Genomic DNA, 14,994 nt, shown 5'->3' with positions numbered 1-14,994 from the left:
AGTGACCACTTTCTCAAATCATGTGTCGCATGACAGTGGAGACACCCCCGGAACGCCCGCCGCTCACGTCCGTCGATCAGGTGAACCTGTCGGACTGGGATTTCTGGGCCCGGCCGATGGCCGACCGCGAGCGCGCCTTCGCGTTGCTGCGCGAGCGCGAGACGCCCGTCTTCTTCGCCGAGCCGGTGGTGACCTACGCGACGCCCGGTGAGGGCTACCACGCCATCGTCCGGCACGCCGACGTGCTGGCCATCAGCCGGCGCCCGGACGTCTTCAGCTCCGGCCAGGGCGGTGCGACCAACATCCCGGACATGCCGCCGGAGTTCACCGAGTACTTCGGCTCGATGATCAACATGGACGACCCGCGGCACGCCCGGCTGCGCCGGATCGTCTCCCGGGCGTTCACTCCCAAGATGATCCAGAAGTTCGAGGACGACGTGCGGGTCGCCGCCGCGAAGATCGTGGACGATCTGCTGGAGACCGGGCCCGGCTGCGACTTCGTCACCGAGGTCGCCGCCCGGCTGCCATTGAAGATCATCTGCGACATGATGGGCATCCCGGAGCGCGACTACCGGTTCGTCTTCGACCGCTCCAACATCATCCTGGGCGCCTCCGACACCGAGTACGTCCCGGCCGACTCCGTCGACGGCATCGTGGGGGCGTTGCTCACCGCGGGTATGGAACTTCAGCAACTGGTGCAGGACCTCGCCGCGCACCGGGAGGCGAACCCCACCGGCGACCTGATCTCTTCCCTGGTGAACGCCAACATCGACGGCGAGCGCCTCACCATGCAGGAGCTGGGCTCGTTCTTCATCCTGCTGGTGGTGGCGGGCAACGAGACCACCCGCAACGCGATCTCGCACGGCCTGCACCTGCTCACCCGCGAGCCCGAGCAGAAGGCCCGCTGGCTGGCCGACGTCGACGGCCTGGCGCCGACCGCGGTGGAGGAGATCGTGCGGCTCGCCTCCCCGGTCAACTACATGCGCCGCAAGGTCACCCAGGACATCGAGCTGAACGGCACGCGCTATCGCGCGGGGGAGAAGGCCGTCATGTTCTACTGGTCGGCCAACCGCGACCGCGCGGTGTTCGCCGACCCCGACCGGTTCGACATCACCCGCCACCCCAACCCGCACGTCGGGTTCGGCGGCCCCGGACCGCACTTCTGCCTCGGCGCCCACCTGGCCCGCCGGGAGATCACCGTGATGTTCCGCGAGTTGCTGACCCGGGTGCCGCGGATCGAGGCCGGCCGGCCCGAGCGGCTGTTCTCCAACTTCATCAACGGGATCAAGCACCTGCCCTGCGACTTCTGACCGGCCGCGGCGGGCCGCGCACCCGGCCCGCCCGGTCGCGTGCGCGGCGCCCGCCGGACGGTCAGCCGGCCGCGGCCGGCCGGACCGCCGCGAACACCGTGTTGACGTCCGGCAGCAGCGCCTTGCGGGTGTCCGGCACCGACATGTAGACGATCGCCGGCCGCGCGCCGCCGGTGCTCACCGCGCCGACCACCAGCGTGGTCCTGGTGTCGCCGGCCACCACCTCGTAGACCACCACCCGGGCCGGCCGGCCGCCGGACGTCAGGTTCTGCTCGGCCTTCTTCACCACGGTGTTGCCCGCCGGGAAGAACTTGAACCGCGCCCAGTAGGCCACCGAGCTGAGCGTCGGGGCGAGGTCGGCCGGCTTGTCGGCGGAGTACTTGCCGGCGAGCTTCTCCGGCAGCGGGCCGGTCATCAGCTGGGCGTAGCGGGGCCGGCCGGTCGCGTCGGTGCCGGCCGCAACGTACTGGCGGGTGGTCAGGCCGAAGGACGTGCGCACCTGCGCGCCGCGCTGGTCCAGCCGCCACGGCGCGCCGAGCCGCGGCACGGAGACCCCCGCCGCCGGATCGGTCACGGTGCCCGCCACCGGCGAGGCCGTGCCGCGGTACTTCGGCAGCCGGGCGAGGACCTTCGGCCGGGTCGCGCCGGCGCGCCCCGAGGCCGAGGCGGACGCCTTCGGGGTGCCGGCGGCCTCCTGGCCCCCGTCGCCGCCGGTGGACGGGCGGAGCGGCCCGGCCAGGAACGCCCACAGCAGGCCCGCGAGCAGCGCCACTCCGGCCGAGGCGACCAGGGCCGGCAGCCACGCCCGGCGGCCGCCGGCCGCGTCCTCCTGCTCCTCGCCGATGGCCTCGTAGTTCTCGCCGAAGACCGTGTTCCACAGTTCCTGCTGGCGGGCGGGCGGCGGGGTCTTGGGCCCGCTGATCTGGCCCGCCGTCACGAAGGGCTTGTAGGGATCGTGCGCCTCCCCGGGCGGCGTGGCCGGCCGTGCCGCGGGCGCGCCACCGGCCCCGGCGACCGTCCCGGCGGGCACCCGAACGGTGGTCTCGGTGCCGGGCGGCACGTAGGAGGGCGGCGGGCCGCCGCGCGCCTCGGCCGGGCGTCCGTCCGGCGCCTGGCGCCACCGCCGGTCGTCCTGCGGACCGGGATGCGGCGCCGGCCGCGGACCCGTACCCGGTCCGGCCGGCGGTCGGCTCTGCGGCCCGGTACGGTGTCCGGTCTGCGGCCCGGTACGGGGGCCGGTCTGCGACGGTCCGGTAGGGGGTCCGCTCTGCGGCCTGGCGTGCGGTCCGGTCTGCGGTCCGGTGAACGGGCCGGACTGGGCGCCGGGCGGTGGTCCGGCCGGCCCGCCCTGCGGCCCGGTACGGGGGCCGGACGGCCCGCCGTCCTGCGCCGGGTGGTGCCGCGGCCCGGCGGGCGGCGGCGGGAAGTGCTGCGGTCCGGTCTGCTCCTGCGGGCGCCGGGGCCCGGTTCCGGCCGGCGGCCGGCCCTGCGGGGGCCGGGAATCGTACCTCTCCGGGGCGGGCGGCGGAGCCATGCCGGCCCGTGCCGCCACCGGCCCCGCGTGCTGCGTGCCGGACGGCATCGGCCGCTCGGCGGTATCCGCCGGGCCGGCCCGTCCGGGGCCCCCGTCCCGCCGGCCGGGCGTCCCCGCTCCGGATCCCGAGGACGGCGGCGGAGGCGGCGGCGGCATCTCCGGCCATGCCGGGGGGCGCGTGGTCCGGCCGGTCTGCTCAGGGGCCATCGCTCGGGAACCTCTCGACATCATGCCCGGATTGGGGGTGCTCGGCATGATCTCATGTGAAGCGGGGTGGTCCGCAGGAGAATCAGAGAATGCTCCGCGCAACCTCAGGCCCGTCGGGTCGGTCGGCGGGTCCTGCATCGGCAGGTCCGCCGCCGGGTTGGCCGGGCCGTGTCCCGGTTCGTAGGAGTTCGCCACGACGAAGAGGGTAAACGAAAAGGACATTAGTGGTCACAGAGGATCTAACGTCGCTCGCGTCGGGTGATGTCCGTTTTCCCGCTCCACCCGGGGGAGCGGCTGAACGGTATGACCGGCGATTGCCCGCTGCGCTACCCTTGGGCTATGCGTGGCAGGACCCTGCTCCTTGGTGAGCCGCGTCGGACCGGCTGATCCGCCGGACGACGCGGCCGCCCCTCGTGGACACGGGGGGTTTCTTTATGGCCGAGCGGGGCCGCCGAGACGATCCGAGGGACATGGCCGTGAGTGACGAGCAGTACGATCCGCAGGCGCTGCAGGAGAAGTGGCAGGCCCGCTGGGAGGCACTGGACCCCTTCCGGGCGAGCGAGGACCCGGACGATCCACGTCCCCGCAAGTACCTGCTCGACATGTTCCCCTACCCCTCGGGGGATCTGCACATGGGGCACGGCGAGGTGTTCGCCATCGCCGACGTGATCGCCCGCTACTGGTTCCAGCGCGGCTACAACGTGCTGCACCCCATCGGCTGGGACTCCTTCGGCCTGCCGGCGGAGAACGCCGCCATCAGGCGAAACGCCCACCCCGCCGAGTGGACGTACGCCAACATCGAGACGCAGGCCACCTCGTTCCGCAGGTACGGCATCTCCTTCGACTGGTCGCGGCGGCTGCACACCAGCGACCCGGAGTACTACCGCTGGAACCAGTGGCTGTTCAACCGCTTCTTCGAGCGCGGGCTGGCCTACCGCCGGGGCGGCCTGGTCAACTGGTGCCCGCAGGACCAGACGGTCCTGGCCAACGAGCAGGTCGTGGCGGGCCACTGCGAGCGCTGCGGCGCCGAGGTCATCCGCCGCGAGCTGACCCAGTGGTACTTCAAGATCACCGACTACGCCGACCGGCTGCTGGACGACATGGCCGAGGTCCAGGACGGCTGGCCCGAGCGCGTGCTGACCATGCAGCGCAACTGGATCGGCCGCTCCGAGGGCGCCGACGTCCGCTTCCGGATCGAGGGCCGCGACGAACCGGTCACCGTCTACACCACCCGGCCCGACACCCTGTTCGGCGCCACCTTCTTCGTTGTCGCCGCCGACGCGCCGCTGGCCGAGGAGATCTGCGCGCCGGACCACCTGGACGCGCTCATCGCCTACCGCGCCGAGGTCGCCAAGCTGAGCGACATCGAGCGGCTGGCCACCGACAAGGAGAAGACCGGCGTCTTTTTGGGACGGTACGCCGTCAACCCGGTCAGCGGCGAGCGCATCCCGGTCTGGGCGGCCGACTACGTGCTGTCGGACTACGGCCACGGCGCCATCATGGCGGTGCCGGCGCACGACCAGCGCGACCTGGACTTCGCGCTGAAGTTCGGCCTGCCGGTGCGGGTCGTGGTGCACACCGGCCTGGCCGACCCCGGCGAGAGCGGCGTGGCCACCCCCGGCGAGGGCACCCTGGTCAACTCCGGCCCGCTGGACGGGCTGGCCAAGACCGAGGCCATCACCCGGATCGTGGAGATCCTGCGCGAGCGCGGCACCGGTGACGCGGCGGTCAACTTCCGGCTGCGCGACTGGCTGCTGTCCCGCCAGCGGTTCTGGGGCACGCCGATCCCGATCATCCACTGCGCCGACTGCGGCGAGGTGCCGGTGCCGGACGATCAGTTGCCGGTCGCCCTGCCCGACCTGCGCGGCGAGGCGCTGGCCCCCAAGGGGGTCTCCCCGCTGGCCAGTGCCACCGACTGGGTGAACGTCGACTGCCCCAAGTGCGGCGGCCCGGCGCGGCGCGACACCGACACGATGGACACCTTCGTCGACTCCTCCTGGTACTTCCTGCGCTACTGCTCGCCGGGCGACGAGACGGCGCCGTTCGACGTGGAGCGCCTGAAGCGCTGGGGGCCGATCGACCAGTACGTGGGCGGCGTGGAGCACGCGGTGCTGCACCTGCTGTACTCCCGGTTCTTCACCAAGGTGCTCTACGACATGGGCCTGGTCGGCTTCACCGAGCCGTTCCTGCGCCTGCTGAACCAGGGCCAGGTGATCAACCGCGGCAAGGCCATGTCCAAGTCGCTGGGCAACGGCGTCGACCTCGGCGAGCAGATCGACGCCTTCGGGGTGGACGCGGTCCGGCTGACCATGATCTTCGCCGGGCCGCCCGAGGACGACATCGACTGGGCCGACGTCTCGCCCGCCGCCTCGCAGAAGTTCCTGGCCCGCGCCTTCCGGGTGATGGCCGAGGCCGGCGCGGCGAGCGCCCCGGGCGCCGATCCGGCGACCGGCGACACCGAACTGCGCAAGGTCGCCCACCGGACCATCGACGAGGTCACCCGGCTGGTGGAGTCCCACCGGTTCAACGTGGCGGTCGCGCGGATGATGGAGCTGACCTCCGCGGCCCGCCGGGCGATCGACTCCGGCCCGGGAGCGGCCGACCCGGCGGTGCGCGAGGCCGCCGAGGCGCTGGCCGTCATGCTGTCGCTGGTGGCGCCGTACTGCGCGGAGGAGGGCTGGGAGCGGCTCGGTCACGGGCCGACCATCGCCCGGGCGGGCTGGCCGGTCGCCGACCCGGCGCTGCTGGTGCAGGAGTCGGTGACCTGCGTGGTGCAGGTGGCCGGCAAGGTGCGCGACCGGCTGGAGGTGTCCCCGGAGATCTCCGAGGACGAGTTGCGCACGCTGGCGCTGGCGTCGGACAAGGTGCGCGCCCACCTGGACGGCGACCCGCGCAAGGTGATCGTCCGCGCGCCGAAGCTGGTCAACATCGTGCCCTGACGCCCGGCTTGCCGGAAACGCCGAGGGCCGGCCACCCCTGGGATGGGGGGCCGGCCCTCGGCGCGCCGCTCAGAGCTTGCGCAGCACCGCGACCACCTTGCCGAGCACGGTCGCCTCGTCACCCGGGATGGGGTCGTAGCCGGAGTTGTGCGGCACCAGCCAGACGTGCCCGTCCTTGCGCTTGAAGGTCTTCACGGTGGCCTCGCCGTCGATCATGGCCGCCACGATGTCACCGTTGTCGGCCACCGGCTGCTGGCGGACCACCACCCAGTCGCCGTCGGCGATCGCGGCGTCGATCATCGAGTCGCCGGTCACCTGGAGCAGGAACAGCGTGCCCTCGCCGACCAGCTGCTTGGGCAGGGCGAAGACGTCCTCCACCCGCTCCTCGGCCAGGATCGGCCCGCCGGCGGCGATCCGCCCCACCAGCGGCACGAAGGCGGCCGTCGGCCGGCTCACCAGCGGCTCCTCCTCGCCCGGCGCCACCGGGTCCACCCACAGCGCCGGCTCGCCCGGCAGCCGCACCTCAAGGGCTCGCGGCCGGTGCGGGTCGCGGCGCAGGTAGCCCTTGCGCTGCAATGCCGTCAGCTGGTGGGAGACACTGGAGGTGCTGGTCAGCTGGACCGCCTCGCCGATCTCGCGCATGGACGGCGGGTAGCCGCGCTGCTGTACGGAATCGCGGATCACCTCAAGGATCTTGCGTTGCCGCGGGGTCAGCCCGAGGGAGTCACGCCTGCGCACCGCGAGGTCGCTGACCACCACGCCGGTCTCTTCCTGCTCGCCCATAAGCTCCTCCTCGCCGGCGCCCGCGGGGCGCTCCGCCATGCCGTGCCCGGCCGCCGGTCGGTGCAGTCAATGTCACATACCGCGACAATAACGTCGTTCAAGATCTTATTCAAACAGTTGTTCGATTGTGTCCCGAGCCGGTGGACGCCTGGTGGACCACATCGTACGGGAGTTCGATCGATATCGTGTTCGACTCCGCGATCTTATGCCTGGACATCCGGAAAGTCGATCAGCCCGGCCGCCGCCGGACACCCCCCGCCCGGGGGCGGCCGGCCCCACGACACGCCGAGGCGGCTCCGTCGTCCCTGGTGGGCGGCGGGTTCGGGCCCGGCGGCCGCGCCGACTTGCGTTCATGGGTGCCGCGCTTCTAGGTTGGACCACAACATCTAGTAGTTACAGCCATGTGGTTCACCATAGGTTGTGTTTTCGTTGACGCTCAGCGGTCAATCGCCGGGCGGGCGCGAGCATATTCCCGAATGCCCGGGAAGCGGCCGCGCGCCCCCCGCGAAACCGGAGACGCGGACATCCGGAAACGCGCCGGCGCACCGCGGGAACGCGGCGACGCGGAAACGAGGGAACGCGGGATCACGGCATGGTCGGGGCCGATGCTCGGCCGGTCCGGCCCTATTCCGCGGGCCACTCACGGGGCCGATGGGAATCACGATGAAAAGGAGGCGGCACATGCATTGCCCGTTCTGCCGCCATCCGGATACCAGGGTCATCGACAGCCGTTCCACCGAGGACGGCGCCGCCATCCGCCGCCGGCGCACCTGCCCCGACTGCGGGCGCCGGTTCACCACCCAGGAGACGGTCCTGTTAATGGTCGGCAAGCGCAGCGGGGTGACCGAGCCGTTCTCCCGGGACAAGGTGATCGCCGGCGTGCGCCGCGCCTGCCAGGGCCGGCCGGTCGGCGAGGACTCCCTGGCCCAGCTCGGCCAGCGCGTCGAGGAGAGCATCCGCTCCACCGGCTCGGCCGAGATCCCCGCCCACCAGGTGGGCCTGGCGATCCTCGGCCCGCTGCGCGAGCTGGACGAGGTGGCCTACCTGCGCTTCGCGTCGGTCTATCGCGGCTTCGAGACGCTGGCCGACTTCGAGGAAGAGATCAAGCAGCTGCGCACGGCCCGGCCCGTCGACGACGACGAGTGACCGGCGCCACAAGACCACATCTGCACCACCAGGTCCCCGGCCGCCGGCCGCGGCCGTCCTGGGCCCCGGCGCCGGGGGAGCGAGCGGCGCGTGCGATGTCCGACACGAGGGCTCCACGAGGGGTCTCGGAAGGGGAAGTTATGACGGAGACGGTGAGTGGCTCAGTGGGGCGCGGCGGCAAGCGGGCCACCAAGGGCCTGAAGATCAAGCGCATTCACACCACGCCCGGCGTGCACCCGTACGACCAGGTGCGCTGGGAGCACCGTGACGTCGTCATGACCAACTGGCGGGACGGCTCGGTCAACTTCGAGCAGCGCGGCGTGGAGTTCCCCGACTTCTGGTCGGTCAACGCGGCCAACATCGTCACCACCAAGTACTTCCGCGGCGCCGTCGGCACCCCGCAGCGGGAGGCGAGCCTGAAGCAGCTGGTCGACCGGGTCGTCGGCGTCTACACCCGCACCGGCCGGGAGAACGGCTACTTCGCCTCCGACGAGGACGCCGAGATCTTCGACCACGAGCTGAAGCACGCCCTCATCCACCAGATCTTCAGCTTCAACTCCCCGGTCTGGTTCAACGTGGGCACTATGTCACCAAATCAGGTGAGTGCCTGTTTCATCCTGTCGGTGGACGACCAGATGGAGTCCATCCTGGAGTGGTACAAGGAAGAGGGCGTGATCTTCAAGGGCGGGTCGGGCTCGGGGGTGAACCTGTCCCGCATCCGCTCCAGCAAGGAACTGCTGTCCAGCGGCGGCACCGCCAGCGGCCCGGTCTCCTTCATGCGCGGCGCGGACGCCTCCGCGGGCACCATCAAGTCCGGCGGCGCCACCCGCCGGGCCGCCAAGATGGTGGTGCTCGACGTCGACCACCCCGACATCGAGGAGTTCATCCAGACCAAGGCGCGCGAGGAGGACAAGATCCGCGCGCTGCGCGACGCCGGGTTCGACATGGACCTCGGCGGCAAGGACATCGTGTCGGTGCAGTACCAGAACGCCAACAACTCGGTGCGCGTCTCCGACGAGTTCATGCGCGCGGTCGAGGCGGGCGACCCGTTCGGGCTGCGCGCCCGGCTGAGCGGCGAGGTCATCGAGCAGGTCGACGCGCGCGGGCTGTTCCGCTCCATGGCGCAGGCCGCCTGGGAGTGCGCCGACCCCGGCGTGCAGTACGACGACACGATCAACGACTGGCACACCTGCCCGGAGACCGGGCGGATCACCGCGTCCAACCCGTGCTCGGAGTACGTCCACCTGGACAACTCCTCGTGCAACCTGGCCAGCATCAACCTGCTGAAGTTCCTGCGCGACGACGACACCTTCGACGTGCCCGCCTTCGTCAAGATGACCGAGCTGATCATCACCGCGATGGACATCTCGATCACCTTCGCCGACTTCCCGACCGAGAAGATCGCCGAGACGACCCGGGCGTACCGGCAGCTCGGCATCGGCTACGCCAACCTGGGCGCGCTGCTGATGGCCACCGGGCACGCCTACGACTCCGATGGCGGCCGGGCCGCGGCTGGGGCGATCACCAGCCTGATGACCGGCGTCTCCTACCGGCGCAGCGCCGAGCTGGCCGCCGTCGTCGGGCCCTACCAGGGGTACGAGCGCAACGCCGAGCCGCACAAGCGGGTCATGCGCAAGCACGCGGCGGCCAACGACACGCTGCGCCCGATGGACGCCCTGGACCGGCCGATCCTGGCCGAGGCCACCCGGCAGTGGCAGGAGTGCCTGCGCCTCGGCGAGAAGAACGGCTACCGCAACGCCCAGGCCAGCCTGCTCGCGCCGACCGGCACCATCGGCCTGATGATGGACTGCGACACCACCGGCATCGAGCCGGACCTGGCGCTGGTGAAGTTCAAGAAGCTGGTCGGCGGCGGGTCCATGCAGATCGTCAACCAGACGATCCCGCGGGCGCTGCGCCGGCTGGGCTACCAGCCCGAGCAGGTCGAGGCCATCGTCGAGTACATCGGCGAGCACGGCCACGTGATGGACGCGCCCGGGCTGCGGCCGGAGCACTACGAGGTGTTCGACTGCGCCATGGGCCGGCGGGCGATCGCCCCGATGGGGCACGTGCGGATGATGGCGGCCACCCAGCCGTTCCTGTCCGGCGCGATCTCCAAGACGGTGAACCTGCCGGAGTCGGCCACCGTCGAGGACATCGAGCAGGTGTACCTGGAGGGCTGGAAGCTCGGCCTGAAGGCGCTGGCCGTCTACCGGGACAACTGCAAGGTCGGCCAGCCGCTGTCGGTCGCCGGCAAGTCGTCGGAGAAGGCGGCGGCGAAGGCCGCGGTGCAGGCTCCGGCGCCCGCCGCCGAGCCGGTGATCCAGGTGGTCGAGGTGCCGCGGCCCACCCGCCGCCGGCTGCCGAACCAGCGGCCGAGCACCACCACCCGCTTCACGGTGGGCGGCGCCAAGGGCTACATGACGGCCTCCTCCTACCCCGACGACGGGCTCGGCGAGGTCTTCCTCAAGATGTCCAAGCAGGGGTCCACCCTGGCCGGCGTGATGGACGCCTTCTCGGTGGCGATCTCGGTCGGCCTGCAGCACGGCGTGCCGCTGGACACCTTCGTCAGCAAGTTCATCAACATGCGCTTCGAGCCGGCCGGCATGACCGATGACCCGGACGTGCGGATGGCGGCCTCGGTGGTGGACTACATCTTCCGCCGGCTGGCGCTGGACCACCTGCCGTACGAGGACCGGGCCGCGCTCGGGGTGTTCTCGGCGGCCGAGCGGGCGGCGCAGCAGCGCGGCGAGGACCCGGCCGCCCTGCCGGAGGTGATCATCGACACCGCGGCACTGGCCCAGTCGGCGCCGATAGAGGAGCCTCCCGTAGAGGAGCGCCCCGAGGACCGGGTGGAGGACCGCCCGGCCGGGCCGGCCGTCGCCGAGCCGCCCGCCGCCAGGCGCAACGGGTCGGCCCGCGCGCTGGAGAGCCACCAGGGCCGCACCGCGGACGCGCCGCTGTGCATGACCTGCGGCACCAAGATGCGCCCCGCGGGCAGCTGCTACGTCTGCGAGGGCTGCGGCAGCACCAGCGGCTGCAGCTGACGCCGCCGGCCGCGGCACCGGTCCGGCCGGCTCGTGAAGAAGGGAGGTCCCGGAGATGTTCCGGGACCTCCCTTCCGGCGTGCCCGGCCGACGCCGGCCAGGCACGGAAGGCGCGTACCCCGCGGTGCGGGCCCCGCCGGTCCGGTCGGGTCCTGCCCGGCCGGGCGGTGCCCCGGTGACCGGCGGCCACCGTCAGGCGGGCTCGTGGGCCTCGCGGGCGGCCAGTACCGCCGGCAGGTGCGCGGCGGCCCAGGTGCAGCAGGCGTTCATGGGGTCGAGCAGCGAGTGGCCGAGCGGGGTCAGCTCGTACTCCACCCGCGGCGGCATCCCGGGGTGCGCGCTGCGGGCGACCAGCCCGTCGCGCTCCATGGCGCGCAGCGTCTCGGTGAGCACCTTGGGGGTGATGTAGCGCAGCGGGACGAGCAGCTCCGAGAAGCGCCGGGGCCCGTCCTCCAGGCAGCGGATCAGCCGCCATGTCCACTTCCCGCCGACGCGGAACAGCGGGGCGTGCGAGCCGTCGCAGCCGGCGAACATGTCGGGATCGAGGGGCCGTGTCACGACGGCAGCGTACGCAACTATCTTTGCGGTAACCAGGGGGGTGCCCCGTAGCGTCCTTCGGCAGCGGCCGCCGCCCGGGCGGCCCTGTCGAACGGAGCACTGCCGATGAGCAGGATCGTCGTCTTCGGTGCCGGCGGGCGCGCCGGCCGGTACGTGGTCACCGAGGCCCTCGCCCGGGGCCACCGGGTCACGGCCGTGCTGCGGGACCCGGCCCGGTACGGCCCGGCCCCCGAGGGGGTGACGCTGGTCGCCGGGGACGTGACCCGAGAGGATGAGGTCGCCGCGGCCGCGGCGGGCCACGACGCGGCCGTCAACGCGGCCGCCCGGCTGGACGTGCCGGCGGGGGAGTTCTTCCCCGCGGCGGCGGGTGCCCTGCTCGCCGGCCTGGCGCGCGCCGGGGTGGGCCGGCTGGTGCTGGTCGGCATCGGCACCGCGCTGGAGACCGCGCCGGGAGTGAAGGTGCACGACGCCCCCGGCTTCCCCGCCGAGTACCGGGAGTTCTCCGTCGGGCACGCGGCACAGCTCGACGTGCTGCGCGCGGCGGACACCCCGGTGGACTGGGTGGTGCTGGCCCCGCCGCCGGTCGTGCTGGACGCCGACGCGCCGCGCACCGGCCGGTACCGGATCGGTGACGGCACGGTCCTGCCCGGCGGTGACGGGTCGGCCTCGTTCTCCTACGCCGACCTGGCGGTGGCCATCGTCGACGAGATCGAGACCCCCCGGCGCCACCGCGTCCTGGCCGCCGTGGCCGGCTGACCGTGCGTTAGCGTCGGTGGCGGGCGGCGGCGAAGGGGCGGGGACGATGGCGCGGTGGGTCGAGGTGGCCGAGCGGGTCTTCGTGCGGCGCCACGCCACGCTGGACCTGTCGCTCGGCCTGGTGGTGGGGGAGCGGGCGTGCCTGGTGGTGGACACCGGGGCGGACGAGGAGCAGGGCGCGGAGTTCGCGGCCGCGGTGCGCGAGCTGACCGGCCTGCCCTGGTCGGTGCTGCTCACCCACGCGCACTTCGACCACTGTTTCGGCACCGCGGCGTTCGGCGGGTGCCCGGTGTGGGGGCATCCCGGCTGCCGGGCCGAGCTCGCGGGCGGCGGGGCACGGGCGGACGGCATGGAGTACCACCGGTCGGCCGGAGACGCGGCGGCGGCCGGCCGGCTGGCCGACGCGCGGGCGGTGCCGCCGGACCGGGTGGTGCCGGACCGGGCGGAGATCGACCTCGGCGGGCGGCGGGTGCTGCTGTGGCACCCGGGGCCGGGCCACACCGGGCACGACCTGGTGGCGCACGTGCCGGACGCCGGGGTGGTGTTCGCCGGCGACCTGGTGGAGCAGGGGGCGCCGCCCGCCTTCGAGGACTCCTTCCCCGAGCGGTGGCCGGACGCGGTGGGGGAGATCCTCGCCGCCGGCCCGCGCATCGTGGTGCCCGGGCACGGCGATCCGGTGGACGCGGCGTTCGTGGCCGGGCAGCGTGCCGAGCTGGCGGCGGTGGCGGAGCTGTGCCGGGCGGTGCGGGCCGGGGAGATCACCGAGGCGGAGGCGGTCGCCCGGTCGCCGTACCCGGCGGCGTTCACCGGTCACGCGCTGGCTCGCGCCGCGGCGAGCCGCTGACGGCCGGGGGCCGGATGGCGGGCGGAGGTCCGGCCCGGACCGGGGTGCCGCGGCGAGCCGGCGACCGGCCGGGCGGCCGCCTCCCGGTGCCGGGTGAGCCGTCTCGACCGCGCGGCAGCGCCTGCCCGCGTCCCGGGCAGGAACGTGATCGCCGGCAACGTGTGATGATCATCGGCTACCCGCGCAGCCGGCCGGTCGGCCGCCGGGTGCGGCGTGCTCAGCGCAGTAGGCGGCCGGCCAGGCGGGTGAGCGCGGCGGTGATCTGCTCGGGTGACAGGCCGCGCTCGCCGCGCTGGTGGGTGTAGACCTCGGGGGCCAGCGGCGCGAGCAGCACGTCCACCAGGGCGTCCGGCTCGGTCTCGCCGCCGGCCACCAGCAGCGCGCGCACGTGCGTGCGCCAGAATCCGTACGCGCCGGTGCGGAAGCGGGACCGGCCGGTCTCCGCGCCGAGCACGAGATGGGCGTGCTTCTCCAGCAGCGCGATCATGGCGGCGTAGAAGGCGGCCAGCCGCTCGCCGGGCGGCGCGCCCGGACCCAGAGGCGGGGTGCCGGCGATGAGCTCGGCCTGCAGGGCGCGCTCGTGCTCGTCCAGCAGTGCCGTCGCGATCGCGGCCCGGTCGGGGTAGCGGCGGTAGAGCGTGCCCCGGCCGACGCCGGCGGCCCGTGCGATGTCCTCCATGGTGACGCCGGGGGCGCCGCGCTCGGCGAACAGCCGCTCGGCCGCGGCCAGGATGCGGGCGCGGTTGCGGGCGGCGTCGGCTCGTTCCATCCCGCCCAGCATATCCGGACGCGCCGTCCGGTTGTCTCGGCGAACAAGTGGACACCATGTCCGGTTGGCCGTTACGCTCAACCGGACATAGTGTCCACTTCTCTGAAGGCGGCGTTCATGAGCCATCTGCTGCACCTCGACGCCAGCGCCCGGCGCGGCTCGTTCTCCCGGGAGCTGTCTGCGCGTTTCGCCCGCACCTGGCGGGCGGCCGGCCCCGACCGCACCGTCACCTACCGCGATCTCGCCGCCGACCCGGTCCCGCACATCGACGAGGCGTGGACGGAGATCTGCGACACCATGCTGCGCGAGGAGATCACCGAGATCGCGCGGTACCGGGAGGCGGTGCGCACCCCGGCCCAGGAACGGGCCTGGACGGTGGTGGCCCCGCTGCTGGACGAACTGGTGGCGGCGGACCTGGTGCTCATCGGCACGCCGATGTACAACTACTCGGTGCCCGCGGCGCTGAAGGCGTGGATCGACCAGGTGACCTTCCCCCGGATGTCGCTGGCCGGCCGCTCGTTCGTGGTGGCCGCCGCGCGCGGCGGGGCCTACGGTCCCGGCACGCCCCGGGAGCCGTTCGACCACCAGGAGCGGTATCTGCGCGACTTCCTCGCCGGCCACTTCGGGGTGACCGACGTGACCTTCGTGACGACCGAGCTGGCCAACGCGCTGCCGGACCCGGCGCTGGCCCCGCTGCGGGACCGGCACCGCGAGTCGCGCGCCGCCGCGCTGGCGCTGGCCGAGGAACTGGCGGCGAAGGCGGGGGAGGAGGTGACGGGCCGGTGAGCTGGGCCGTCCTCGTCCTGGCCGGGCTGGTGGAGGTGGCCTGGTCGCAGAGCATCAAGCCCACCGACGGCTTCAGCCGGCCGCTGCCGACGCTGCTGTGCCTGGTGCTGGGCGTGGCCGCGGTGTGGCTGCTGTCCCGGTCGATGGAGACGCTGCCGGTCGGCACCGCCTACGCGGTGTTCACCGGCATCGGCGCGGCCGGCGCGATCAGTCTGGGCATCGTCGTGCACGGCGATCCGGCCGGCGCCGGGCGGCTGGCGGCGCTGGCGATGATCGTCGGCGGAGTCGTGCTGGCGCGGATCACCACACCCGAGTGAG

12 protein-coding genes are annotated in these 14,994 nt (G+C 73.0%); 8 read left to right on the top strand and 4 right to left on the bottom strand.

Features of this window, described 5'->3' with window-relative positions; translation table 11 throughout:
• The first annotated feature begins 29 nt into the window (after nucleotides 1-29).
• Nucleotides 30-1,310, top strand: a complete 1,281-nt coding sequence (locus Sru01_RS24315) for a cytochrome P450 (protein WP_203990109.1) — start codon at nucleotides 30-32, stop codon at nucleotides 1,308-1,310.
• Between the two features lie 61 nt (nucleotides 1,311-1,371).
• On the opposite strand, the gene Sru01_RS24310 is transcribed toward Sru01_RS24315, so the two are convergent.
• A complete protein-coding gene (locus tag Sru01_RS24310; RefSeq protein WP_203990107.1) occupies nucleotides 1,372-2,340 on the bottom strand; it encodes a hypothetical protein in 969 nt (322 codons plus the stop codon).
• Nucleotides 2,341-3,527: 1,187 nt separating this feature from the next.
• Between Sru01_RS24310 and leuS the strand changes: the two genes are divergently transcribed.
• Nucleotides 3,528-5,990: a leucine--tRNA ligase gene (leuS, locus tag Sru01_RS24305; RefSeq protein WP_373869543.1), complete on the top strand. Its 2,463-nt coding sequence runs from the start codon at nucleotides 3,528-3,530 to the stop codon at nucleotides 5,988-5,990.
• Nucleotides 5,991-6,059: 69 nt separating this feature from the next.
• Here the strand turns inward: leuS and lexA are convergent, their stop codons facing one another.
• Nucleotides 6,060-6,773 carry a transcriptional repressor LexA gene (gene lexA, locus Sru01_RS24300; RefSeq protein WP_239137697.1) on the bottom strand — a complete coding sequence of 238 codons (714 nt, stop codon included), beginning with the start codon at nucleotides 6,771-6,773 and terminating at the stop codon, nucleotides 6,060-6,062.
• Nucleotides 6,774-7,454: 681 nt separating this feature from the next.
• On the opposite strand from lexA, the gene nrdR reads away from it, so the two are divergent.
• On the top strand, nucleotides 7,455-7,919 hold the full coding sequence (gene nrdR, locus Sru01_RS24295) for a transcriptional regulator NrdR (RefSeq protein WP_203990103.1): 465 nt from the start codon (nucleotides 7,455-7,457) through the stop codon (nucleotides 7,917-7,919).
• Nucleotides 7,920-8,059: 140 nt separating this feature from the next.
• Nucleotides 8,060-10,963, top strand: a complete 2,904-nt coding sequence (locus Sru01_RS24290; protein ID WP_203990100.1) for a vitamin B12-dependent ribonucleotide reductase — start codon at nucleotides 8,060-8,062, stop codon at nucleotides 10,961-10,963.
• Between the two features lie 192 nt (nucleotides 10,964-11,155).
• Here the strand turns inward: Sru01_RS24290 and Sru01_RS24285 are convergent, their stop codons facing one another.
• The gene (locus Sru01_RS24285) at nucleotides 11,156-11,521 is read right to left on the bottom strand and encodes a winged helix-turn-helix transcriptional regulator (RefSeq protein WP_239137696.1); all 366 of its coding nucleotides are present in this window, start codon (nucleotides 11,519-11,521) and stop codon (nucleotides 11,156-11,158) included.
• Between the two features lie 105 nt (nucleotides 11,522-11,626).
• On the opposite strand from Sru01_RS24285, the gene Sru01_RS24280 reads away from it, so the two are divergent.
• Both Sru01_RS24280 and Sru01_RS24275 read left to right on the top strand, forming a co-directional pair.
• Nucleotides 11,627-12,277 (top strand): NAD(P)-dependent oxidoreductase, encoded by a 651-nt coding sequence (locus Sru01_RS24280; RefSeq protein WP_203990098.1) that lies wholly within the window; start codon nucleotides 11,627-11,629, stop codon nucleotides 12,275-12,277.
• Between the two features lie 46 nt (nucleotides 12,278-12,323).
• Entirely contained in the window at nucleotides 12,324-13,121 is a 798-nt protein-coding gene (locus tag Sru01_RS24275) for an MBL fold metallo-hydrolase (protein ID WP_203990096.1), read from the top strand.
• A gap of 217 nt (nucleotides 13,122-13,338) precedes the next feature.
• Here the strand turns inward: Sru01_RS24275 and Sru01_RS24270 are convergent, their stop codons facing one another.
• Nucleotides 13,339-13,890, bottom strand: a complete 552-nt coding sequence (locus tag Sru01_RS24270; RefSeq protein WP_203990094.1) for a TetR/AcrR family transcriptional regulator — start codon at nucleotides 13,888-13,890, stop codon at nucleotides 13,339-13,341.
• Nucleotides 13,891-14,007: 117 nt separating this feature from the next.
• On the opposite strand from Sru01_RS24270, the gene Sru01_RS24265 reads away from it, so the two are divergent.
• Together Sru01_RS24265 and Sru01_RS24260 are read left to right on the top strand one after the other, a co-directional pair.
• On the top strand, nucleotides 14,008-14,676 hold the full coding sequence (locus tag Sru01_RS24265; protein ID WP_203990092.1) for an FMN-dependent NADH-azoreductase: 669 nt from the start codon (nucleotides 14,008-14,010) through the stop codon (nucleotides 14,674-14,676).
• The gene (locus tag Sru01_RS24260) at nucleotides 14,673-14,993 is read left to right on the top strand and encodes a DMT family transporter (RefSeq protein WP_203990091.1); all 321 of its coding nucleotides are present in this window, start codon (nucleotides 14,673-14,675) and stop codon (nucleotides 14,991-14,993) included. The genes Sru01_RS24265 and Sru01_RS24260 overlap by 4 nt, the downstream gene beginning before the upstream one ends.
• Nucleotide 14,994: the final 1 nt, after the last annotated feature.

It is taken from the genome of Sphaerisporangium rufum, assembly GCF_016863395.1.
GTDB lineage: Bacteria > Actinomycetota > Actinomycetes > Streptosporangiales > Streptosporangiaceae > Sphaerisporangium > Sphaerisporangium rufum.
Note: the sequence above shows the minus strand (reverse complement) of the source record. Positions and strands in the feature narration are given on the sequence as shown.